At 43.0% G+C, this 25,105-nt stretch carries 19 protein-coding genes and 2 tRNA genes; 11 read left to right on the top strand and 10 right to left on the bottom strand.

The window, feature by feature from the left end; genetic code table 11:
• Positions 1-165 precede the first annotated feature (165 nt).
• Positions 166-474, top strand: a complete 309-nt coding sequence (locus IM792_RS18670) for an HAD domain-containing protein (protein WP_347343829.1) — start codon at positions 166-168, stop codon at positions 472-474.
• Positions 475-722: 248 nt separating this feature from the next.
• Complete coding sequence (locus IM792_RS18665) at positions 723-2,102, top strand: S41 family peptidase (RefSeq protein ID WP_228085263.1); 1,380 nt, start codon at positions 723-725, stop codon at positions 2,100-2,102.
• A gap of 26 nt (positions 2,103-2,128) precedes the next feature.
• On the opposite strand, the gene IM792_RS18660 is transcribed toward IM792_RS18665, so the two are convergent.
• Together IM792_RS18660 and IM792_RS18655 are read right to left on the bottom strand one after the other, a co-directional pair.
• Complete coding sequence (locus IM792_RS18660) at positions 2,129-3,313, bottom strand: aminotransferase class I/II-fold pyridoxal phosphate-dependent enzyme (protein WP_194103426.1); 1,185 nt, start codon at positions 3,311-3,313, stop codon at positions 2,129-2,131.
• A gap of 19 nt (positions 3,314-3,332) precedes the next feature.
• Positions 3,333-4,661, bottom strand: a complete 1,329-nt coding sequence (locus tag IM792_RS18655) for an amino acid permease (RefSeq protein ID WP_194103425.1) — start codon at positions 4,659-4,661, stop codon at positions 3,333-3,335.
• A gap of 258 nt (positions 4,662-4,919) precedes the next feature.
• Between IM792_RS18655 and IM792_RS18650 the strand changes: the two genes are divergently transcribed.
• The 3 genes from IM792_RS18650 (at position 4,920) to IM792_RS18640 (ending at position 10,215) form a co-directional block, all read left to right on the top strand.
• On the top strand, positions 4,920-5,951 hold the full coding sequence (locus IM792_RS18650; protein WP_194103424.1) for a LacI family DNA-binding transcriptional regulator: 1,032 nt from the start codon (positions 4,920-4,922) through the stop codon (positions 5,949-5,951).
• Between the two features lie 290 nt (positions 5,952-6,241).
• On the top strand, positions 6,242-9,412 hold the full coding sequence (locus IM792_RS18645) for a sensor histidine kinase (protein WP_194103423.1): 3,171 nt from the start codon (positions 6,242-6,244) through the stop codon (positions 9,410-9,412).
• Entirely contained in the window at positions 9,397-10,215 is an 819-nt protein-coding gene (locus IM792_RS18640) for a response regulator (protein WP_194103422.1), read from the top strand. The genes IM792_RS18645 and IM792_RS18640 overlap by 16 nt, the downstream gene beginning before the upstream one ends.
• Positions 10,216-10,218: 3 nt before the next feature.
• Here IM792_RS18640 and IM792_RS18635 read toward each other — a convergent pair whose 3' ends face one another.
• The 8 genes from IM792_RS18635 to IM792_RS18600 are packed head-to-tail and all read right to left on the bottom strand — an operon-like array spanning position 10,219 to position 17,942.
• On the bottom strand, positions 10,219-11,028 hold the full coding sequence (locus IM792_RS18635) for an SDR family oxidoreductase (RefSeq protein WP_194103421.1): 810 nt from the start codon (positions 11,026-11,028) through the stop codon (positions 10,219-10,221).
• A gap of 31 nt (positions 11,029-11,059) precedes the next feature.
• A complete protein-coding gene (locus IM792_RS18630) occupies positions 11,060-12,043 on the bottom strand; it encodes an L-histidine N(alpha)-methyltransferase (protein WP_194103420.1) in 984 nt (327 codons plus the stop codon).
• Positions 12,044-12,066: 23 nt separating this feature from the next.
• Entirely contained in the window at positions 12,067-13,218 is a 1,152-nt protein-coding gene (egtB, locus tag IM792_RS18625; RefSeq protein WP_194103419.1) for an ergothioneine biosynthesis protein EgtB, read from the bottom strand.
• Positions 13,218-14,792, bottom strand: a complete 1,575-nt coding sequence (locus IM792_RS18620) for an ABC transporter permease/substrate-binding protein (RefSeq protein ID WP_194103418.1) — start codon at positions 14,790-14,792, stop codon at positions 13,218-13,220. Before IM792_RS18620 ends, egtB begins: the two co-directional genes overlap by 1 nt.
• A complete protein-coding gene (locus IM792_RS18615) occupies positions 14,785-15,750 on the bottom strand; it encodes an ABC transporter ATP-binding protein (protein WP_194103417.1) in 966 nt (321 codons plus the stop codon). Before IM792_RS18615 ends, IM792_RS18620 begins: the two co-directional genes overlap by 8 nt.
• A gap of 6 nt (positions 15,751-15,756) precedes the next feature.
• The gene (locus IM792_RS18610; RefSeq protein WP_194103416.1) at positions 15,757-17,139 is read right to left on the bottom strand and encodes a mercuric reductase; all 1,383 of its coding nucleotides are present in this window, start codon (positions 17,137-17,139) and stop codon (positions 15,757-15,759) included.
• On the bottom strand, positions 17,136-17,417 hold the full coding sequence (locus IM792_RS18605) for a DUF427 domain-containing protein (RefSeq protein WP_194103415.1): 282 nt from the start codon (positions 17,415-17,417) through the stop codon (positions 17,136-17,138). Before IM792_RS18605 ends, IM792_RS18610 begins: the two co-directional genes overlap by 4 nt.
• 12 nt (positions 17,418-17,429) lie before the next feature.
• Complete coding sequence (locus tag IM792_RS18600; protein WP_194103414.1) at positions 17,430-17,942, bottom strand: nucleoside deaminase; 513 nt, start codon at positions 17,940-17,942, stop codon at positions 17,430-17,432.
• A 168-nt stretch (positions 17,943-18,110) separates the two neighbouring features.
• Here IM792_RS18600 and IM792_RS18595 point away from each other — a divergent pair.
• From IM792_RS18595 to IM792_RS18570, 6 genes are all read left to right on the top strand, one after another.
• A tRNA-Glu gene (locus IM792_RS18595) sits at positions 18,111-18,182 on the top strand.
• Between the two features lie 70 nt (positions 18,183-18,252).
• Positions 18,253-18,324: transfer RNA gene (locus tag IM792_RS18590), tRNA-Glu, on the top strand.
• 597 nt (positions 18,325-18,921) lie between these two features.
• Positions 18,922-19,221, top strand: a complete 300-nt coding sequence (locus IM792_RS18585) for a helix-turn-helix transcriptional regulator (protein ID WP_194103413.1) — start codon at positions 18,922-18,924, stop codon at positions 19,219-19,221.
• Between the two features lie 18 nt (positions 19,222-19,239).
• Entirely contained in the window at positions 19,240-22,038 is a 2,799-nt protein-coding gene (locus IM792_RS18580) for a type I restriction endonuclease subunit R (RefSeq protein WP_194103412.1), read from the top strand.
• A 361-nt stretch (positions 22,039-22,399) separates the two neighbouring features.
• Positions 22,400-24,067 carry a type I restriction-modification system subunit M gene (locus IM792_RS18575; RefSeq protein WP_194103411.1) on the top strand — a complete coding sequence of 556 codons (1,668 nt, stop codon included), beginning with the start codon at positions 22,400-22,402 and terminating at the stop codon, positions 24,065-24,067.
• Positions 24,067-25,105: restriction endonuclease subunit S (locus tag IM792_RS18570; RefSeq protein WP_194103410.1), on the top strand; the 1,039-nt coding region annotated here is incomplete at its 3' end. The genes IM792_RS18575 and IM792_RS18570, both read left to right, overlap by 1 nt.

The following is a 25,105-nucleotide window of genomic DNA, read 5'->3' as shown; positions in this document are numbered from 1 at the left end:
TAAATGTAACAATTTTGGGACAAAATATAATTAAGAAGAAATAAAATTATTCTGCGTTTGCGATGCTGATATGTATATATTCTTTACTCATGCTTGAGTTTTTTGGTGCGGATAGCTCTGATATCAATTAACAGGCTTTATATTTATTATTTAACCAGTGCCCCTGTGAAGATATTTTTAGACATTGATGGTGTTATGGTCCACGCCAATCCTCAAAAGCAACTTGATTTTGAGGAGGATGGTTTTTACAGATTTAGCGAACTATCAGTTCATATTTTACAATCATTCATAGATCCTTTAAATGATGAATTAATATTATCAACTACCCATCGATTTAGATACAGTATAGCTGAATGGAAGAATATATTTAATGTGCGGGGGATTTTTGTAAATGAAGTATCAATTGTAAACTTACCAGTCAACCCTAAATATAGCAGGAAGAATGAGATAATGGATTGGATATCAATGAATTAGTTAGCCATTGATGAAATCATAATTATTGATGACGATAAATTTTTAAATGAATTGCCGCAATTTATAAAGGAGCGTTTAGTGTTAACAAACTCATATACCGGATTGATCGATGACACAGCTATTCAAGAGATATTAAACCGACCATCTAAGTAAGATACACTGAATATCGAACTAAAGTAATTTTGAAAAAACGATTTATCAAAAATCTTCTATCTTTACCTTAAACATATTATTTATCACAATTACATATGAATACAACCCTACTAAAAAAGCATTTTGCCATGGCCGCCCTGGCTACGGGTATGCTGGGCTTTACGCAGCACACCATAGCCCAAACCGTTAACGAGGCCGATCGCCATGAGATAGTTACCAAACTGGCCGATAAGCTGGTTGATGTATACCCTTTCCCGGAGATAAGCGCAAAGCATAGCGAAGCGCTTAAAAAGGCCGAAGCAGCCGGTCGTTATAATAATTTGAGTGAGGATGAACTGGCTTCGCGCTTAACCGAGGATCTGAACAAGGCTCATAAGGATGTGCACCTGCGTGTTATGCGTAACGAGCAGGTATATAAAAACATGACCGAACCCCGTGCCGAAGGTGGCCGTAACCGCGAGGATGATTCAGAACGCCGGGCCAACTATGGTTTTAAAAAGGTGGAGATAGATGGCGCTACCTCAACCGCGTATATCGACGCGCCGGGACCGTTCTACGGTTCAAAGGAAGCATTCGAGATGGCTGCCGCTACCATGAACATGGCTGCTTACAGCAAATATATTGTTATCGACATAAGGCATAACCCGGGCGGTACGGGGCAAATGGGGCGTTTCCTGTCGTCGTACTTTTACAATGCCGGCCACGAGCAATTTTACCTGAACGGTTTTTATAAAGACCGTAAGCAGGATGAGCAGGAGTGGACCTACGCCTACGTACCGGGCAGGCGCAACCCCGATGCCAAGGTTTACCTGATGGTAGGTCGTGGTACAGGTTCAGCATCCGAAGGTTTTGCCTATGCCATGCAAAAGCTTAACCGTGCTACCATAGTGGGCGATACTACCGCCGGGGCTGGCATTGCGGGTACTTATGTAGCGTTGAAGAATAACCTGATAGTTTTCACGCCATTCAAAATGGTGGTTGGTCCGGGTACTAATGTGGGTTGGGAAGGCACTGGTGTTATACCCGATGTTAATACCGGCAAAGGCGATGCCTTATTAGCTACCCGCAAGCTGATACTGGAAGATATTGTTAAAAACGGTAAAGACAGCGTTACCCGCGAGGGCGCGCAATGGGTTATAGATAACACGGCTATGGCCACCAACAAATCCGTTAACATGAAAAGCAAATACGGCGAGCTGATAGGCAAATACCAAAACAATGTATCAATAACTGCCGGTAAAGGTGGGTTGATTTACAAATACAGTGTACCCGGCAAACCGGTTGAAACATTTGTATTGCAGGAAGTAAAGCCTGATGTATTGGTGATCAACGGACTGAATGCTAACATCGCGCCAAATAGCTCGCGAATGTACATTAACCGTAACGCGGCAGGAAAAATTGAAAGTTATACCCGCAAAACCATGATGGGTAACGGCACTATTTACGTAGCGCCGCAGCCATTCAAAAAACAATAAAACCTTTTACCGTTTACGGCTAAAAATTAGCTGTAAACGGTTTCTAATAATTTTACCTTTTCTAAAGCCTGCTGCATATCGTTTATCAGGTATTGAGGTTCTTCCAGACCAATGTATACGCGGATGTATTGATGCCTCGGGTTATCAACATCATACTTCTCGGGTGGTATGGAGGCGATGGCCGGCATTACCAAACTCTCGTGTCCACCCCACGATACGGCTATCAGCATGTGCTGTAAACTATTACAAAAAGCCTCAATTTTAGCGTAGCTCGAATTTTTAAGGGCGATGCTGAACAGTCCGCCGCAGCCCTGCATTTGCTCGTGGGCAAGCTCAAACTGCGGGAAAGTGGTGCTGAAAGGCCATAAAACGGTATCGATATTATCGTGCTGTGCCAGCCAGTTAGTAATAACCTGTGTGCTTTCAAAGCTACGTTGCAGGCGTAATGGCAGGGTACGCAATCCGCGTAGCAACAGCCATGCGCTGTGCGGCGATAGTGCCGGGCCTAGGTTCATGAATTCGTGCTCAAATATCTGCCTGATCAGCTCACAGCTGCCTGTAACCACACCGGCCATAACATCCGAATGGCCGCCAATGTATTTAGTGGCCGATTGCGCCACCAGATCTATCCCCAGCTTTATAGGCTGCTGAAATAGCGGGGTGCAATAACTATTATCAATAATGGTGATAATGCCGCGCGCCTTGGCAAACCGGGCTACAGCTTCCAGATCCTGCAACTCATAAGTAAATGTATTAGGGCTTTCCAGGTAAATAAGCCGAGTGTTTGGTTTGGCGGCATCCTCAAAATCACTAAGCGCGGTGCCTGTAACAAATGTGGTGCTTATCCCAAACTTGGGCAGTAGATGTCTGAAAAGTTTGTCCGTCCAGCTGTATGGGTTTTCTACGCATACCACATGGTCGCCTTGTTTAACCAATGCCAAAACCGATGTGCTGATGGCAGCTATACCGCTCGAAAAAAGCAGGGCATCCCCGGCGCCATCAAGCGCGGCGAGTTTTTTACGCAGAATATTCAGCGTTGGGTTTTGCCCGCGCGAGTATAGGGTAGCGTCAAACTCATCGCTCATGGCGCTGCGCATGTCGGCCACGGTGTTAAAGGCAAAGTTGCTGCTTTGCATTACCGGCGGCGATACCGCGTTGTAATACTGATCGCGTTCTTCGCCAAGCTCGTTTAAAATATAAGAGAGATCCATAACAAATTATTGTGAGTGATTAGGTTTTATAATTGATTGATCGCCTGTGCTTAGTAATATAGTAAATAAGCAAGCCAAGTGCAAATATACCTATGCATACGGCTGCCGCCACAGGATGTTTCATGAAAATAAATAACGTAATAAGCCAGTAGGTAATTATAAATATCACCGGAATTATCGGGTATAGCTTAGTGGAATATATGCCCGGCAATTTCAGCTCCCTGGTTTTTTTACGTAGTATGAATACCGATAGCGCCGCGGTTGAAAGGCCTATTGTATCAAAAAACATTACATAACTTATAATGCTGTGGAATGAATCGACAAACAACAACACGCATAGCACTATCAGCACAAAAAAAGTAAGCCCGAACTCCTGCACCTGTGTTCTCGGGTTTATTTTTTTAAAGATGGCGGGTAAAATATCATCCTCGGCCATGGCGTAGTAAATACGTGGGTTGGCCATAATGTTCACATTTACAAAGGTTAGTACCGATACAAACATCAGCACCGAAATAATTTTATAACCCGTTGCCCCGAACTGCGACCCGGCCAACACCGCGGCCAGTGCCGGGGTTTGCTGCATTTGCGCTATGCCCAAAACTTTAAAATAAGCCACGTTTATCAGCAGGTATAAGGCTATCACCACAAACATGCCGGTAAGTATAGCCTTGGGGATGTTTATTTTGGCATTGATACTGTCGCCACCAAAGTTTATGGTTTGTTGGTAGCCACCATAGGTAAAAAACACGGCTATGAGGCTTATCCCAATATCCGACCAGGTGTTGTAATCTCCCTGTACTATCACAGGTTGCAGCTTCGGGATATCCGTTTTAAAAATGGCGCTGCATATCACCAGTATAATGGCTATTTTAAACAGGGTAAGCATATTTTGGGTTTGCGCGCTCATTTTTATACCCCGCAGGTTGATAATATAGAGTATCAGTACCGACGATATGGCGATGATCTTTACCCATAAGGAGTTTTGCAAACTACCCGGCATTATCAATGGGGCAATGTAGTGTGCGCCAATCAGTGTAACCGCAGCTACTGAAGCGGCGTTGCTGATCACCAGTATCCAATTGATCATGAATGCCACTGCCGGGTGAAAGCTGTATGAGAATGCCTTGTAAAAACCTCCGGTTGCGGGGTAACGCGCGCCAATTTCGGCAAAAGTGAGGGCTCCGCACAGGCTTATCAATCCCCCGAATATCCATACCCCAAAGTAGAGGTAAGGATTGGTAAGGTTTTGTGAAACTTCGGTAGGGGTGGCAAATATACCCATGCCTATAACCAGGCTGATAACGATCATTGACAGATCGAAACGGTTAAGTTTGGGTAAGATATTCATTTTGCGCCAGCCAATAGGGTGCGTTAATATAGGGTTTAGGTACCGTAAATACAACTTTGGCGCGGCTGGTTCAGCTGCGGAGGCTTTCACAATGATAGGGGCAACGAGTGAGTAAATATTATATGGATATTGCTTATGATGTAATAAAAGTTATTTTTACACTTATCATTATTAATATCGCATTATTAATTAAAAAAGTATCTTGCAAAATAATAACGCTAACCAAGGCTAAACCATTTATTACAGTTTTATATCGAAATGGCCGAGAATAAAAAGAAGATATCCATTAAGGATATCGCGAAGCTTACTAATACATCAATTACCACAGTATCATTTGTAATAAACGGTAAGGGGCGCATTAGCAGCGAGATAAAGAAGAAGGTGCTTGACGTGGCCATGAAAAACGGTTACGAACCCAACCGTATGGCGGTTGGCCTGCGTACCGGTGTATCAAAGGTTATTGGTTTGATAGTTGAAACCATTGGCGGTCCTTTTTTTGGCGCTATGGCCAAGGTAATTGAGGAAGAAGCCGAAAAAGCAGGTTACGGCGTTATTTACTGTAGCACCAACAACAATGTGCAAACGGGTAAAAACGTAATAAAAATGCTCTCGAATCAATTAGTTGACGGGTATATTGTTACCCCGATGAAAGGTTTGGAGCATGAAATTGAAACCATCATGAACAATGGCAAGCCCGTGGTTTTAATTGATGGGTATTTCCCTGAGCTGAATATACCACATGTGCTGGTTGATAATTATAACAGCGTTTTTAATGCCATACGCTCGCTGATCACTTCAGGATATAAAAATATAGCCTACATAACCCCCGATCTTGACCTGGTGCAACTGGAGGAGCGCAAAAGCGGTTACCTCGATGCCGTTAAGGCGGGCGGACTAACAGAGGACGAAAAGAATATCCTTAAAATACCTTTCGGTAGCGATAAAACAGAAGCTATTACGTTTATCAAGGATTTCCTGAAAAAGAATAAAAAGATCGACGCGGTTTTCTTTAGTACCAACTACCTTGGTTCAATGGGTTTACAGGCCATTAATCAGCTTAAACTAAACATTCCTGATGATATTGCCATGGTAAGCTTTGATGATAATGAGCTGTTTGAACTATACCCGCCGGGAATAACCGCGGTTAAGCAACCCACCTATCAGATAGCCAAATCGGCCATTGATCTGCTATTGTCGCGCTTAAATGATGATAAGCTGGATATATCCGAAATAAAAATGCAAATACCTGCCGACCTGGTTAAGCGTGGTTCCACTAAAATATTAAAATAGTATATAATAATATTATAATACACAAAAAGCCTTGCGGGATATGTGATACATACCTGCAAAGCTTTTTTGTTTATAACATACGTTAAGTATGTTTTAGTGATGAAAAATTAATTTAATTGGCTACCCGAAGGCAGTTGTAATGGTTATTTCAAATATGAGTTATTTAAACACTTAGCAGTTTGCTTATTTGTATCATTATTTCTTCAAATCATCTCAAATTGTTGCGTTTGCGGGCGTAAATAGTTGTTTGGGATAACTATATTTGATACTGCCATCAATTAAAAAGCCGGTTGAGAGTTAAACTATTGTTGTTGATATGCCTTATTGTGGCCGGCTTTACAGCCGGGGCACAATCGCATTACTTTACCCATTACCAGGTTGAAAATGGCTTATCAAACAACGCCGTTACCTGTAGTATTTTAGATAAGCGCGGCTTTGTTTGGTTTGGCACTAAGGATGGCCTTAACCGCTTTGATGGCTACAGCTTCAAAACCTTTCGTAACGATCCGGCTGATAGAAACACGCTGGGTAGCAATTTTATATCAACCCTGCACGAGGATGAAAGCGGCACGCTATGGGTAGGTACGGAGAACGGCTTGTATCGATACGATTCGGATAATGAGCAATTCATCTTTTCGCCCAATACGCCCGTGCAATCCATCAAAAGCGTTATCAGGCATAAAAATGATCTGTGGATAGTGTCGGGCTTGTCGTTATATAAATATGATCTGAAAAAGCGTACCATCAAATCATATCGCCGGTTGTTTTCGGCTACGGCATTATGCCGGTCGGCCGAAGGCGATCTGTGGGTATCATCATCTAATAACTACCTGCAAAAATATGATGATCGTACCGATACGTTTAAAGGGTATCAGGCTTTTGGGCGCGGTAAAAATGTACCGGTATCAAACTATATCGAAAAAATAAGCAGCGATGGGCCCGGTCGTTTGCTTATAGGTACTTCAAACCAGGGGGTTAAGGTATTCAATACCCACACCCATACTTCGGTTGGTTTGCTAACCCGTAACGAGAACGGTACCGACATCTTCGCGCGCGATTTTCTGCGTACCTCTCCCGATGAGCTTTGGATCGCTACCGAATCGGGCATATACATTTATGCTGAGGGCTCAAAAAAGCTGATCAATCTGCGTAAGCAATATAATAACCCTTATTCACTGGCTGATAACGCGGTATATACCTTTTGTAAAGATCGGGAGGGCGGTATTTGGGTGGGTACCTATTTTGGCGGTGTTAATTATTATCAGGCCAAATATACCTATTTCGAAAAATACTTTCCGCGCGTGGGCGAAAACTCCATCAGCGGCAATGCCGTGCGCGAAATATGTCGTGATAAAGCCGGTAACCTATGGATAGGTACCGAGGATGCAGGTCTGAATAAGTTTAATCCCAAAACAGGGCGTTTTACCAATTATGGCCCCGGCGATAAGCGCTCCGGCATTGCCAACACCAACCTGCATGGCTTGCTGGTTGATAGCAATGAGTTATGGGTGGGCACTTTTGAGCATGGTTTGGATGTGATGGATTTGCGGACTGAAAAAGTGATTCGCCATTACAGTGCGGGGCCGGGCATCCATCAGCTTAAAAGCAACTTTATTTTTTGTATGATGAAAACCACCGCCGGAGATATATTAATAGGCACTCCGGCTGGTTTGTATAAGTATGATCGTGTTGCCGATCATTTTAACCTGATCGGGCAAATGCCGCCCAAGGCATTCTACACAGCGCTGATGCAGGATAGCGAGGGCACCATTTGGGCGGGCACTTTCAGAAACGGCATTTATTACCTCAATGCCGATGGCAGCAGCGGCGGCATTGTTAAGCTGCCCGATATGAAGATAGATATGTCGCGGTTGCGGATAACGGGCATTTTTGAGGATACTGATCGTAATATATGGATAGCTACCGAATCTGGCTTGTTCAAATACAATCGTAAGTTAAAACGGATAAGGCAGTTCACCGTAAAGGATGGCTTGCCGAGCGATTTGATGTACAGCCTATTGGAGGATGCGCGCAAGCAATTGTGGATAAGCACATCAAAAGGCCTGGTTTGCTTTGATATGCGCACCGAAAAGGTGCGGGTATTCACCAAGTTTAACGGCCTGCTTACTGATCAGTTCAACTACAACTCGGCATATAAGGATGTAAACGGGCAAATGTATTTTGGCGGGGTAAAAGGGCTCATCAGTTTTAAACCCGATGAGTTTATTACCAACACCGTAGTGCCGCCGGTTTACATTACAGGCTTCCAGGTTAATAACCGCGAACTGGTGGCCGGGCAGGAGGGTTCGCCGCTTAAGCGCTCGATATTGCTTACGCATGATCTTACACTGAATTATAAAAGTTCATCATTCAGTATCGATTTTTCGGCGCTAAGCTATACCTCGCCCAGTACCCTTGAGTATGCCTACCGGATGGATGGCCTTGATAACCAGTGGACGTATATTAAAAGTAACCGCAAGGTTTATTTTACCGAATTGCCCGCCGGATCGTACACCTTTAGGGTAAAGGCCGCCAATAGCAGCGGTATTTGGAGCAATAAGGAAGCCCGCCTGCAAATTAAAGTGCTGCCACCGTATTGGAAAAGTAATACCGCCTACCTTGTTTATACGCTATTGTTCATGTCGGTAATGGTATGGCTCATCAGTAGTTACAACGCGCGGTTACAGGCCAAGCACCGCAGGCAGATGGAGATATTTGAGAATGAAAAGGAGCGCGAGGTATACGAGGCCAAAATAGAGTTTTTTACTAACGTAGCCCACGAGATCCGCACACCGCTCACGCTGATAAAGGGGCCAATGGAAAAGGTGATGAAAAAGGCCGGTGAAGTGCCTGATATTGAAAAGAACCTGCGTATTATTGACCGCAATACCGGGCGTTTATTATCGCTCACCAACCAGTTGCTTGATTTCAGGAAAACTGAGGCCAAAGGCTTTTCGCTCAACTTTGTTAATGTGAACATAAGCGAGTTGCTTGGCGATATTTTTATCGGCTTTCAGCTGGCTGCCGAGCAGCGCGATATGAGTTACAAGCTGCTGCTGCCCGAAAAGGCCCTACACGCCTATGTTGACCCTGAAGGTATAACCAAAATTATAAGCAACCTTATACATAATGCCATAAAGTATGGCGGGCAGGAGGTTGAGGTGGAATTAATGCCGGTTACCGCTATTGATGACAGCTTTACCATTGAAGTGCGTAATGATGGTACGCCCCTGCCAATAGAACTGAACCAGCGAATATTTGAGCCGTTTTTCAGAGTTGATGATAATGGTAAGCAACCGGGTACGGGCATTGGTCTGTCCATATCAAAGGCATTGGCCGAGCTGCATAAAGGCCGTATTGAATTGCTTGGATATGTGAATGGTTTTAATATATTTGCTTTAACACTGCCTGTACACCAATTAATTGAGTTTAACCTAAGCGGAAAATGGAAAAAACATTAAGCGTAACTGCTTACCAACCTAATGATGTTAGCGTTGATAGGCCGGTTGTATTACTCGTGGATGATAATGAGGAAATTCTGGAATTCGTATCCGAAGATCTGAGCGAGAAGTACAGGGTAATTACTGCTCCTGATGGTATAGTAGCGCTCAATATTTTGCGCGAGCAGATAGTACATTTGGTGATAAGTGATGTAATGATGCCCGGTCTTGATGGGTTTGCCTTATGCAACGCTATTAAGGATGATTTTGAGCTGGGGCATATCCCTGTGGTGTTGCTCACCGCTAAAAATACGCTGCAATCAAAAATTGAGGGCCTGGAAATTGGTGCCGATGCTTATATTGAAAAACCTTTTTCGCCCGAGTATTTACAGGTACAGGTGGCCTGCCTGCTGCGTAACCGCAATAAAGTAAAGCAATATTTTGCCAAATCGCCGTTGGCGCATATAAAAACCATAGCCCATAACCGTGCCGATGAGCTGTTTTTGGAGAAGTTGAACGATCTGATCCTGAAAAATCTGGACAACAAGGATCTGGATGTAGAGCACCTGGCCGATATGATGAACATGAGCCGCCCTACACTTTACCGTAAGATCAAATCCATATCAGACCTTACCCCGAACGAGCTGATCAATCTTGGCCGTTTAAAACGCGCCGCCGAGTTGCTTAGCGAGGGTGAGTTCAAGATCTACGAAATATCTGACATGGTGGGTTATAGCTCACAAACCCAGTTTGGCCGTAACTTCTTAAAGCAGTTCGGCATGTCGCCAACTGATTACCTGTACAGCATTCAGGCCGAGAAATAAAAATTAAACCCCGCTGAATACCGAAAAGCCGCCATCAACATTAATAACAGTGCCGGTAACAAACCTTGAGGCATCACTCAACAGGTAGATCAATGCGCCTACCAGTTCATCAGGGTGGCCAAAGCGTTTGTATGGGGTGTTTTGTATCACCAGGTTACCACGCAGGGTGTATGATCCATCGGGCTGGGTAAGCAGCGTGCGGTTCTGCTCGGTAAGGAAAAAGCCGGGTGCAATGGCATTCATGCGGATAGCATCGCCATAACGGTTAGCCGCCTCAACCGCGAACCATTGGTTATAGCTATCAATAGCCGCCTTAGCAATACTGTAGCCCAATACCTTAGTAACAACATGCTTAGCTGTCATGGATGATATGTTGACTATGCTGCCGCCATCCTTAGTCATGGCCTGGCCAAATACCTGTGTAGGGATAATACTGCCCCATAGGTTAAGATCAAGCACCTGGCGCAAGCCATCTAAATTCATGCTGAAAATATCGTCTTCGGGTTGTACAACGCCGCCCGGCATGTTGCCTCCCGCGCCGTTAACCAAACCATCAATACGGCCATAAACGCCAAGTATGGTTTCTCGCGCGGCTATCAGGTCGGCCTCGTTCAATACATCGGCAACCAAAGCTATAGCTTCGCCACCCGATTGTTTGATGGCTTCGGCACGCTCGGTAGCTACCTGTTCATTGCGGCCTAATATGCCCACAATGCCGCCCGCCTGCGCAATGCCCTTAACAAATGCCTCACCTAAAACACCGGTACCGCCGGTTACAATAATTACCTTGCCTTTTAACGAGAAGTTTTCCATAATGATGATGTTGTTGAGGCTAATATAGCATTTAACCGGCTATAAGTACAGCATCAACAAACCAATGTTTACTGTCAAAAATATGACCGGCGGGGGTAAAGCCCGCTTGTATGGCCATTTCGTCAACCTCCTCAATGGTATATTTTTGCGATATCTCCATCCAGATGTACTCATCCTTTTCAAAACGGATGCTTTTGCCATGCAGGTTCACCACCTGCTCGTTCAGGCTGATGAGGTAGCTTTTGCAAGCCCCGGTTTCGGGGTCGTAATTGCAATAATGGTCAAATTGCTCCAGGTCAAAGTCAGCGCCCAGCTCACGGTTTATGCGGGTAAGCAGGTTAAGGTTAAAGGCCTTGGTGATACCACCCTTATCATCATAAGCCGCGCGAATAATGTTGGGATTCTTTTTCAGGTCGACGCCCATCAGCATCATATCACCATCTGATAAATGTTTGCGTATCTCCACGCAAAAAGCCTGTGCGTCACTAACCGGCATATTGCCAATGTTCGACCCTAAGAACATCACCACCTTGCGCCTGTTTGATATGGCCGATGCTTTCTCCAGCATCTGGAAATACTCACCCTCCAGCCCGGTAAGTTTAAGGCCGGGTACGCTGGAGGGCAAATTGGCCTCCAGTTCGCTGATCACATGGCCCGATATATCAATGGGCATGTACTCAAAATCGGTACCCTGTTCAACCAGCCTCCGCAGCAGGTGTATGGATTTGGTGGCATCGCCCGCGCCCAGCTCTATCAAATCGAATGGTTCGCCGCTCTCGCGTATGGCATTGGCCAAAAGCTCGGTTTGCTGGGTGAATATCTCCATCTCTAAACCGGTAAGGTAATATTCAGGGCAATTCATAATATCCTGAAACAGCTTATCGCCCTGCTCATCATAAAAATATTTTGATTGCAGATGTTTAGGCTTGGCGCTCAGCCCCGTCAATACATCGTGCATAAACTGGCTGCATTGGCTTGCGGTTTGTTTTTCAGGTGCGGTAGGTGTAAGTATCATGGTGGTTGATGATTTTTTTGGTTTTACATCGCAAGGCGTATGCCAGTAAATTGCCAGCGCAAATTGGTTTGAAAAAAATTACGATAAGTTGCCCTGCTATGCCCCGGTGGCGTAACCTCTGATGCGCCGCGCAATACCTTTTGGTTCACCATAAATTTACCGTTGTATTCGCCAATGGCTCCCGGCGCTTTGGCAAAACCAGGGTAGGGCAGGTACGAGCTTTCTGTCCATTCCCAGCGTTGGCCCCAGTTAAATCTGATAGATGCCGCCTCCCATTCAAACTCGGTTGGCAGGCGCATGCCTTTCCACGAGGCATAGGCATAGGCCTCGTAATAACTGATGTGGGTAACCGGGCCGTGCATATCCAAAGGTTCAAGCCCGTGGTAAGTATAGTGATGCCATTGCCCGTCAATTAAATACCAATATAAAGGTGCCTCTATTTTATTGTTATTCACCCAACCCCAGCCCTCGGAGTGCCAGTGCCTGAAATCGTGATAACCGCCGCTGTTTACAAATTCAAGGTATTCGGCATTGGTAACCAAATTCGGACTTATTTGATACGCATTCAGGTAAGCTTTATGGCGATTCAGTTCATTATCAAAGCAAAAGCCATCGCCCTCAAAGCCTATCTCATAAATGCCTTCGGGCATCTGGATAAGGCTATTATCTGCCGATGTTTCATGATGCGGAACCTTGTATTCATGCGAGTATGCCGGGAACAACGGATTGTGCCCTAAAATGTATTTTATATCGGTATACAAAAGTTCCTGATGCTGCTCCTCATGGTTAAAGCCCAGTATCACCAGCTCCTGCACTTCGGCCGAAATGTCAGCACATAAAAAATGATACATGGCCTCGTCAACATACTTACGATAGCTGTAAACATCGATAACCGTAGGGCGGCTCAGATTGCCTCTGTCGGTGCGAATCACCCGGTTGCCTACACTTTCATAATAGCTATTGAACACGTAATTGTACTCGCTATTGTATTCCTTATAAGCCGATACATAAGGCTTCAGTATAAAAGTTTCAAAAAACCAGGTGGTGTGCCCCAAATGCCATTTCGGCGGACTAACATCTTCAATGGGTTGAACTACGTAATCCTCAGTTTGCAGCGGACTACAGATATGTTCGGTATGTTGGCGTATTTGTTGGTAACGTTGTGCTAAATTCATTATTTATTGCTGTCAAGGTGGTTCTTCAGCTCGGTTATGGTTTTAACATTTAATTGTTGGGCTTGTTTTTGTCGCATCATTAGCGCGTAGGCATTGTTAAACCCTATGGGTGTAAGCCATTTTATGCCATAGCGCTTATTAAATTCGGCCTTTACATAATTGTAAGTGCGCTCTTTATCGCTAATTAATTTGTTTACGGTTTGGGTGGGAGCCTGTAAAATAGCTAACAGGCCGGTGCCGGTATATTCGGGGTAAAAATCTATCTGGTTATTGGTGAGCGCGTCAAAACATATTTTGGTGCCGCCCAGTCCCGTTTTGGTGGATACGTCGTAATTGGTATAGCCCTTTATCAGCATGGCGTACATATTGGCCAATATATACTGCTCGCCAAATATTTTTGAGCCGATGCGGATAATGCCCGCCTTACCGTTGCGTGCGGGTTTGTACAGGTTTTTCGATTCCAAAAAATCCTTTGCCACCCGTTCGGGTGTTTGGTGCAGGTAATCGGTACGGTAATTCAGCTCCGTCATGATGGAATCGGTAATGGTACCCGCCAGCAGGTTAAGTGTTTTTTCCAGCTCCGGAAATTTGGCGAGCGCAGCCTCGCTCACAATAGGCGCGGCATAATAGGGTGGGAAGATGTGTTTGTCATCCTCCAAAACCACCAGATTATAAGCCTTAAGCCTACCATCGGTTGAATACCCGCTGATCACGTCGAGTTCTTCCTCATAAGCCGCTTTGTACATCACGGCATCGTTTATTACTATGGTGTGTATTTTCAAGCCATACTTTTCGCGCAAACCGAGGTTGCCATCCTGCCTGCCCATAAATTCGGGCGTAAAGCCCGCGGTAAGTTTGCCACCATAAGCTGATGGGATAAAGTAAAACGATGCCAACAGCAAGATAACAACCGGCAGGGCATAGGTGCCAACCCTCACTTTTCTGAAATTGAGCTTTTGTACCCGCGATAGCAGGAAATCAAACAATACAGCCAACAAAGCGGCAGGTATGGCCCCGGCTAAAATCATGTTGGTGTTATTGAGCGATATGCCGCCGAAGATGAACTCGCCCAAACCACCAGCCGCGATGTATGAGGCCAGGGTAGCCACACCCACGTTTATTACGGTAGCAGTACGTATCCCGGCCAAAATAACCGGCATGGCCAGCGGGAGTTCAACCTGTTTTAAAATCTGCCATTTGCTCATGCCCATAGCCACGGCTGCTTCTTTTACCGATGCATCAACCCCGGTTATGCCGGTGTAGGTGTTGCGGATGATGGGCAGCAGTGCATACAGCAACAACGCAACAATTGCGGGCTTGGGGCCGATACCTAAAACGGGGATCATAAAACCTAATAAGGCTATGCTTGGTATGGTTTGCAGTACACCCGCTATGCCCAGCACCGTGCCCGATAGTTGTTTTTTACGGGCGATGATTATACCCAATGGCAAGCCGATGATAACCGCTATCAGCAGTGAAATAAAGGTTAAGCCGATATGCTCAAGCGTTTGCGAGAATAGTTTATCTGATTGCTGGCGCATGAAATCCAGCAACGTTTGTTGCTGTTCATTCATGGCGATGCTGTTTTTTGTATTGATTATAAGCGCCCATCAAATCCTCAAAGCTCACACTTTTAATCTCTCGACTGTCCTGATTAATGATGTTGATATTGTCGTGCTGTGTGAATTTAAAACCTTCCAAAGCGGTCCACATATCTTCCTCGGCCGATAAAAGGTCGGTATGTGTTTTACGGCCGGTATCGGTCAGGCTCTCCCAAAGATCTGTCAGTTTTATGGTGCGCAGTTCCAGTTGCAGGCGTTGTTCTTTCAAAAAATCGCTCACAAAACTATTTGCAGGCTTGAACAGCAATTGCTGAGGTGTACCCTGTTGTATTATGCGCCCCTTATCCATAATAACCACGCGATCGCCAAGGGTAAAGGCCTCCTGCACATCATGGGTAACCATTATGATGGTTTTGCGTTTCAATTCGTCGAGTGCCTTAAACTCGGCGTGTATCCTGGTACGGGTAACATTATCCAGCGCGCCGAATGGTTCGTCCATCAGCAACACCGGGGCATCGGCAACCAAAGCACGGGCTAAGCCAACGCGCTGCTGCTGCCCGCCGCTCAGCTCGTTAGGGTAGGCGCTGAGATATTGCGGAGATAAGTGCAGCTTTTCAAGCAGTTCAGTAGTGTGTTTTTGGGTTTTTGCCTTGTCCCATTTTAGCAGGTTGGGCACTATGGCAATATTCTCCGCAACGGTATAATGCGGAAAAAGGCCGTTGTTTTGCAGTACATAACCAATACCCCGCCGCAGTTCTTCGGGCGCCTGGCTGGCAACATCCTTTCCGTTGATGCTGATGCTGCCCCCGCTTGGTTCAATAAGGCGGTTAAGCATTTTAAGGGTGGTGGTTTTACCGCAGCCGCTGGTGCCCAGCAATACCATGGTTTCGCCCTCGGCTACCTCGAATGATACGTTATCAACCGCCTTTACAGCGCCAAAATGTTTGCTTAGGTTGTCGGCCTTTATCATGCAGTATTATTTCTCTAACGACATGAAAAGGTTATTCAGCGATTCGGAATATGTTGGGTGAGCGAATACGCAATAGCGAATCCTATCATAAGTTATATCGCCCTCCATAGCCATTTGCAGCACAGTCATGATCTCGCCTCCCTGCTCGCCTAATATAGCCGCGCCTAATATCTTTTTACTATCCGGGTCAACAATGGCCTTCATTATGCCGCGGGTATCGCCCACCTCAATAGCGCGCGCCACATGGGCCATAGGCAAGGTAGCCACCTGGTAATTGATGCCTTGTTTTTTGGCCTCCATTTCGCTAAGGCCTATGCGCCCAAGCTGCGGATCGGTAAACATGCAGTAGGGTACCGGTCTGTCATCAGTAGTAAAATTCTCTCCCTCAAAAAGGTTGCGGTACACAATGGTATAATCGTTATAAGATATATGCGTAAATGCCGGACCTGGTTTAACATCGCCCAAAGCATAAATACCCTTTACATTGGTTTCGAGTTTGTTATTTACCTTGATAAAGCCCTTGTCATCAACGTCAACGCCGGTTTTGTCTAACCCCAATCTTTCAGTTTGTGGTTTACGCCCGGCGGCTATCAATACATGGGTACAATCAACATCAAAGGTTTCGCCATCGCGCTCAATAGTGGCGGTGATGTTATAGCCGGTTTTATCAAAGCCTTTAGCTTGCGCGTTGCAAAGTATCTCAATATTCTCTTGTCGTAGTATTTTGGTGAGCTCCTGCGCTATATCCTCATCCTCGCGGGGTAGTAACCTTTCCGATCGCTCCAACACCGTAACCTTGCTGCCGAACCGGCTGAACATCTGCCCAAACTCCAGCCCGATGTAATTGCCGCCGATGATGAGCAGGTGCTGCGGTATTTCTTCCAGATCGAGTATAGTCGTCGATGTCAAATACCCCACATCTTTAAGTTCTTCAATATCAGGTATCATAGGTGATGCGCCGGTGTTGACAAAGAAAAGTTCGGCACTCAGTTGTTCCTCGCCGCCATCATTCAGCTTTACGCTGATAGTTTTTTCTCCGGTAAATGTAGCCTCGCCAAATAGCAGGTCAAGCCCCTCGGTTTTCTCGACGGCTGCCTGCCCGCCCGTGCGCGATTTCATTACTATGCTATCCTTACGTTTCTTTATCGCTTTCAGATCAATTGAATAGCTATTAACCGTAACACCAATCTCTGCCGAATGTGCCGCATTATATGCCGCCTTTGCCGATGCTACCATAGCCTTGGTAGGCGTGCAGCCATCGTTAACACAGGTGCCGCCAACAAAGCGCTTTTCAATAAGGGCGGTTTTTTTGCCGGCCTGGGCCAGCTTTTTAGCTAAGGGTACACCTGCCTGGCCGGCGCCTATTACTATGGCATCATACTGTTTCATTCGTTTACCTTAACACCTTTCCAAAAAGCTATATAGCCCTTTATTTCGGCAGCCGCGTCTTTAGGGTCGGGATAGTACCAGGCGGCATCCTTGTTTTCGCGGCCATCAACACTAATGGTGTGGTATGATGCCAGGCCTTTCCAGGGACAGGTAGTATGCGTATCGCTGCCTTGCAGGTATTCCTGCTTAACACTCTCGGGCGGAAAATAATGGTTGTTCTCGATCACGATGGTAGCATCGCTCTCGGCAATCACTTGGTCGTTCCAGGTAGCTTTCATAGTATAAATTTACTAAAGAGTTCCGTTTTTTATTTCACTTTTTTCAGCATCGCTCAGCTCCATCCATTGCTCAAAACTACGTATGGCATCGCTTGCGCCAATACGTTTAAATTGTACGCTGCGCTGGTTAAGCGGTTTGCTCAATTCATCAGTTACAAAGGCATCGCTAAAGCCAGCCCACTCGGCATCGGTTTTGGTATTGCCGTAATACACCACGTTAATGCGTGCCCAGTATATGGCGCTGGCACACATGGGGCATGGCTCGCAGCTGGTGTACATTACGCAGCCTTCCAAGTCGGGCGTTTTAAGTTTTTTGCATGCTTCGCGGATGGCGTTCACCTCGGCGTGAGCTGTTGGGTCATTATCGGCGGTTACCGAGTTGGGTGTGCAGGCCACCACTTCGCCGTTTTTTACGATAACCGTACCAAAGGGGCCGCCATTACCCGTGCGGATATTATCATCAGCGCATTTTATAGCCATGCGCATAAATTTGAGGTGGGCGGCGTTTATACTGGTTTTGTTCATAAGCGGTGGTAGATATACAATGCCCGACGGGCTGTTTTTGTTTTTTATAAGGTGCCGATTACCACGCTATTTAAGAATTTTAAAATGTTGCAAATAATATTTTAATTTTCTTTGGAAAGATATATCTTTGCAGACCCAAAATAAGGGGATTTGTTCTTTTTACATCATGGCCCGTTCGTCTAGGGGTTAGGACGCCAGATTTTCATTCTGGAAACAGGGGTTCGATTCCCCTACGGGCTACTATAGTGATTTGATGAATGTAAATATTCAGCAAGTGAACTATTTGGCCATTATTAGCCATTGAAAAAATGGCCCGTTCGTCTAGGGGTTAGGACGCCAGATTTTCATTCTGGAAACAGGGGTTCGATTCCCCTACGGGCTACTAAAATTTCCCTCTCTCTCCGCCAAGGCCATTTTCCTCTTGAAAAAGTGGAAATGACGCGGGTCTAAAAGAAGTTATGGCAATTTTGTGGCAGAAATTCTTTTAGGAAGAAAGAAATCAGCGTTTACGCGGGTTTAGAGCTATAAGTTCGAATCCCTCTCTCCGCGAAAAAAACCGAACTTTTGGGTTCGGTTTTTTTATGCTTGGTTAAATTGTGTAACTCATTGATAATCAAGTTTTATTAGATTCGCTTTGAGGTTCGAGGGTTCGAATCCATCAAATTACACAACGAGTATAAAATAGCCTGAAAAATTGAAGTAAATAACTTAATAAAAGCATTTTGCCTTACTTTTCACCTGTGCCAATCTTCAAATCTTTCAAAACCGCTTAAAATTCTTGTGGCACATTTGTGGCACTTTTCAGGTTTGGAAAATGTGCCATAAAAACCAAATAGAAGTCATCAAAGACGTACAATCGGGACACAACATCGACTAGACCTATTATTCGAAATAAGTGGTATTTAGATTACATTACCTTGCTCATCTTAACTAAATGAATTAATATTGTCAGAAAAAGACAAGTCAAAAAGAGGAAATCATGAGATTTGGAGAAAAAATAAAGTATTTAAGGGAGGAAAATGGCTTATTCCAAAGAGAGATTGCAGCCGAATTAAGCATAGATACTCCTATGTATAGTAAAATAGAAGGAGGATCTAGAAAAGCGAAACGTCAGCAGGTATTACAGCTAGTGAAAATTTTCAATACAAATGAAGAGGAACTAATGTCTGTTTGGCTTGCCGATCAAGTCTTAGATATTTTAAAAAATGAAGAATATGGCCTAAGCAGCTTATTAATAGTAGGAAAAGACTTATATCCGAATAATACGGTTTGGGTCTAAATAGTTTAAACAATAAAGGTGAAAAACGAGAAGCTCACACGGAAAATAATAATTGACAACCGCTTAAAAGAAGCGGGTTGGAATCTTAATGACCGCGCTCAAGTAATAGAGGAGTTTAATATTGTCGTGCAAACTGATATTGTCCAAGAACCAGCTACATTATACACTAGTAAACAGTTCAGTGACTATGTGCTATTAGGCAGAGACGGAAAACCATTAGCCGTTATAAAAGCAAAAAAGACTTCTGTAGATCCTGCTATAGGAAGAGAACAAGCCAAACAATACTGCTATAACATAAAAATAAATTTAGGCGGTGATTTGCCTTTTTGTTTTTTCACAAATGGATATGAGATCTTCTTTTGGGATTTAGAAAACTATCCTCCGAGAAAAGTTCATGGCTTTCCGACAAGAGATGATTTACAACGATATAAAAACCTTCGGCAATCGAGAAAGGCACTATCCAATGAATTCATTAATACCAAAATCGCTGGTAGAGACTACCAACAAAGAGCGATCCGATCGGTATTAGAAGCAGTGGAGAAACGCAAAAGAAAGTTTCTTCTTGTGATGGCAACAGGAACAGGCAAAACTAGAACTTGCATTTCATTGGTTGAGTCGCTTATGAGAGCTGGGTGGGCTGAGCGAGTATTATTCCTTGTGGATAGAATTGCTTTGCGTGACCAAACCCTTGATGCATTTAAAGAACATTTACCTAATGAACCAAGATGGCCAAAAGTTGGTGAGAAATCAATAGTTCAGGACAGGCGAATTTATATTTCTACTTACCCAACTATGTTAAATGTAATTAGGGATGAAGCTAGCCTACTCTCGCCTCATTTCTTTGATTTGATTGTTGTAGATGAAAGTCATAGGAGTATTTATAATACTTATCAAGAGATACTCGACTATTTCAATACAATCACTCTTGGCCTAACTGCTACACCTACTGATGTTATTGACCATAATACTTTTGAACTTTTTGAATGTGAAGAAGGGGTTCCAACTTATGCTTATTCATATGAAGAAGCTGTAACCAATATTCCTCCCTACCTGAGCAATTTTCAGGTGATGAAAATTAAAACAAAGTTCCAAGATGAAGGAATTAGCAAACGAACCATTTCGCTTGAAGACCAGAAAAGGTTAATCCTTGAAGGAAAAGAAATTGAAGAAATCAATTATGAAGGAACTGAGTTAGAAAAAACAGTAAGCAACAGAGGTACAAATGCTTTGATTGTAAAAACCTTCATGGAGGAATGCATCAAAGACCCTAATGGAGTTTTACCAGGAAAAACAATTTTCTTCTGTGTTGGAAAGCGCCATGCAAGGGAGATAGAGCATATTTTCGACAGCCTCTATCCTCAATATCAGGGTGAATTGGCGAAAGTGATAGTTTCGGATGATCCAAGAGCTTATGGAAAAGGTGGATTATTAGACCAATTCATCCATAATGATATGCCGAGAGTGGCAATTAGTGTGGATATGCTAGATACAGGTATTGACATCCGTGAATTAGTGAATTTAGTATTCGCTAAACCAGTATTCTCATACACTAAATTCTGGCAGATGATTGGTAGAGGAACTCGATTGTTAGAACCAACTAAGATGAAACCTTGGTGTGTAGAAAAGGACGTTTTTCTAATCATGGATTGCTGGGACAATTTTGAATATTTTAAATTCAATCCAAAAGGTAAAGAACTAAAATCACAAATACCACTTCCTGTTCGATTGTTTGGCTTACGCTTGGATAAAATTGAAAAATCAATTCAAATCAATGAAACCGAAATTGCTTCCCGTGAGACTATAAAACTGAGAAAGCAAATTGATGAATTACCACAAAACTCGATTGTGGTAATGGATGCAAAAAAAAATTTACAACGATTAGAAGATGAAAAATTTTGGAACTATTTAAGCACTGATAAAATCGAATTTCTTAGAATGGTAGTTAAGCCATTATTGAGGACTATTTCGGAAAAAGACTTTGAGGCAATGCGTTTTGAAAAAGATATTGTGGAAGTGTCATTAGCTAAATTGAATCAGGAAATAGAAAAATATGATACGCTCAAAGAAGGTATTGTTGAAACCATTACGGAATTGCCTACATCGATCAATATAGTTTCCAAAGAAATTGAACTGATACGCCAGGCACAGAAAAATCAATATTGGTTAACAATCAACGAAGATAAGTATGATGACCTAATTAAAAAGTTATCTCCATTAATGCGATTCATTGAACCAGCAGCGCTTACAAATGGCCCTGCAAAATTCAATTTTCAAGACATTATCAATCAAAGAGAATTTGTCGAGTTCGGCCCACAACATGAATCTGTAAGTATCAGCAGATACAAAGAGTTGGTAGAAGAAAAAATCAACGAGCTCACGGAGACCAATTTTCTTTTAAAGAAGATAAAAGATGGTGAGCAAATTTCAGAAGTGGAAGCGCAGCAATTAGCAGAACAACTCTATGAAGAGCATCCTAATATAACTATAGACCTTCTACGAAGAGTTTACAACCACCGAAAAGCGCAGTTGATTCAGTTTATAAAACATATTTTAAGGATTGAAATACTTGAATCGTTTCCTGAAACGGTTTCTAATACATTTACAGATTTTATTACAACACACAGCTATTTAAGCAGTCGGCAATTGCAGTTTTTGGACTTGCTCAAAAACTATATAATAGAAAGAGGTGAATTGCAAAAACGCAATTTAATTGAATCACCATTTACTATGATTCATCCAGACGGCATAAGAGGAGTATTCAATCCAAAAGAGATTGATGAAATTTTAATTTTAACTCAAAAGTTATTGGCGGCCTAAATTAAAATGGACAAACTAGAGTGGTCAGATTGGAAATCAATGCCATCTCCTGAAAACTGTAGACTGATTGATGGGCCTAAAGGATCAGGTATATACCAAATAAAAGATTGTTAGGACGAATGAGTTTATACATTTGGAGAAAGTGTTACATGTCGTAAACGAATGAAATCTCTCCTTCCTAAACCCTTTGGAACAGGGACTCGAAATAATGACGAAAAACGAATCTATGTTCTTAACAATTGGCAGAATTTGAAATACATAACAATAAAACATGTACTAAGGAGGAAGCTGTAAAAATCAATAGATTCTTGAAATCTTTAAGTACTCACAAATTTAACACGTAAGAAATAACATCAAATTTATGTTACAAAATAACGCAAATCTAAAATCAACCATAAACAGTCTCTGGAATACATTCTGGAGCGGCGGTATCAGCAACCCTTTAACAGCAATCGAACAGATTACTTACTTACTTTTCATGAAGCGATTGGACGACATGGAATCAAAGCGCGAAAAAGATGCTGAGTTTACAGGTGATTCTTATACTTCTAGATTTAGTGGCAATTACATTCCTTATGTTGACGAGGCGCGTTTCCCTATTGACGTATCAGGTAATCCTACAGAGAATCAAGAAATTCAGATTGCTCTACAAAATGCAAAACGACCAAGAGATAAAAGCGAATTGCGTTGGTCATTTTTCAAAACTATGGCACCTGCAGAAAAAATGCTAGAACATGTTCGTTTTAATGTTTTCCCATTCATCAGAGCTTTAAATGGTGGTACTTCACCATTTACCAAACACATGGCGAATGCGGTATTCATTATTGAGAAACCATTGTTGTTGGTTGAAGCAATTAAACAAATTGAATTGATTTTTCTAGAAATAGAGAAAGATGCCAACGAAGGCGGGCATTCCTTTCAGGACATACAAGGTGACGTATACGAAATGTTATTGAGTGAAATTGCAACAGCTGGTAAGAATGGGCAATTCCGAACTCCCCGACACATTATTAAATTGATGGCTGATTTGGTAGAACCTAAATTAGGTAAACGAATTGCCGACCCAGCCTGTGGAACAGGTGGATTTTTGTTGGGTGCTTATCAGTTTATCCTAAGTGATTTGGTCCGTCAGAAGGCCCCATCCAAATTAATCACAGACAATGACGGCTTTGAAAGAGGAACGCTGTCTGCTGTTTTAACAGAAGAAGTGAAGCATATTCTGGAAGATAGCTTTTTCGGTTATGACATAGATATTACCATGGTTCGGCTTGGTCTAATGAACTTAATGATGCATGGGATTGATAATCCGCATATCGATTACAAAGACACTCTGAGCAAGACCTACAATGAAGATGCGCAATACGATCTTGTGATGGCAAACCCGCCTTTTACAGGTAGTATTGACAAAGGTGACATTAACGAAAGCTTGAAACTACAAACCACGAAAACAGAATTGCTTTTTGTAGAGCGCATTTTCACGATGTTGAAAATGGGCGGTGTAGCTGCTATTATTGTTCCTCAAGGCGTCTTATTTGGTGCAGGTAAAGCTTTTACCCAACTACGTAGAAAAATGGTGGAAGAAGCTGAATTGAATGCAGTGATTACAATGCCAAGTGGAGTTTTTAAGCCTTATGCTGGTGTAAGTACTTCTATTCTCATTTTTACAAAAGGTGGCATTACCGAAAACACCTGGTTTTATGAAATGAAGGATGATGGTTACGAGCTGAACGATAGGCGTGCCGAGAAATTCAAAGAAGGTGGAGCAAGATATTTTGGCGACCTACAAGACATCATTGCCAAATATAGAGGTCGAAATCCTGAAACTGATAACGACCGAACTGCTCAAAGCTTCTTTGTGCCTAAAAAGGACATTGAAGAAAACAACTACGACCTAAGCATGAACAAATACCAGGAACAGGTATTTAAGGAAAACGATTATAAAGACCCTGCGTTGATTTTTGAAGAATTGGAAAAACTGGAAGAAACCATTCAGGCTGAATTAAAAACCTTAAAAGACATGATTGCCTGATGGAAACCAAAGAATACAGATTAACTGACCTCTGCGACTTTCAGGGAGGCACGCAACCCCCTAAGGAAGAATGGATAAATGAACCAAGAGACGGTTTTGTGCGTATGCTCCAAATCCGTGACTATACCCAAGATAAAGCAGAACATGTAGGTTATGTAAAAGACACAAAAAAACTTAATAAATGTGAGGAAGATGATATTCTGATTGGTCGATATGGTGCTTCGGTTGGAAAAATATTAACGGGGTTAGCCGGAGCATACAACGTCGCTATCATTAAAACGATCCCTAATGAAGAACTAATTTCAAAACGCTACTTGTATTATGTGTTGACGGGAACAGACTTCCAGAATTTTATCTTGAACATTGGAGCTCGAGCGGCACAGGCAGGTTTTAACAAAAATGATTTATCGTTCTTTAAGCTTCATGTTCCAACTTCATTAGAAGACCAAGAACAAATTTCAAATGTTTTAGAAAAAGCTAAAATTCTTAATTCAAAAAGAGAACAAAGCATTGACCTATTAGACGAATTTCTAAAGATGAAATTTTTAGAAATGTTTGGAGACCCCGTTGACAATGAAAAAAAATGGGAAACTATTACGCTTGGTGAAGAAATTAAAATTAAACATGGCTTTGCATTCAAAAGTGAGTTTTTTTCTGAAAAAGGGAAATATGTTCTGCTCACTCCTGGTAATTTTTATGAAAGAGGAGGATATAAGGATAGAGTGGAAAAACAAAAATTCTATGTTGGCGAAGTACACGACGAATATATTCTGGAAAAGCATGATATTCTCGTAGCTATGACGGAGCAGGCTCCTGGATTGTTAGGCACGCCTATACTCATTCCTGAATCTAAATTATTCTTGCACAATCAACGGTTAGGTCTTTTAAAGTACAATAACAAGAAGTTCAATAAGTATTTTTTGTTTTATCTATTCTGTAATAAGAGAATAAAAGATATTATCCATGCAAAAGCAATCGGAATGAAAGTACGGCATACGTCTCCTTCCAAAATAGAGGGAATGTCAATCTATTTGCCAC

This window comes from Mucilaginibacter sp. JRF (genome assembly GCF_015223065.1).
Lineage (GTDB): Bacteria > Bacteroidota > Bacteroidia > Sphingobacteriales > Sphingobacteriaceae > Mucilaginibacter.
The sequence above is the reverse complement of the archived record's forward strand: the minus strand, read 5'-3'. Positions and strand labels throughout refer to the sequence as shown.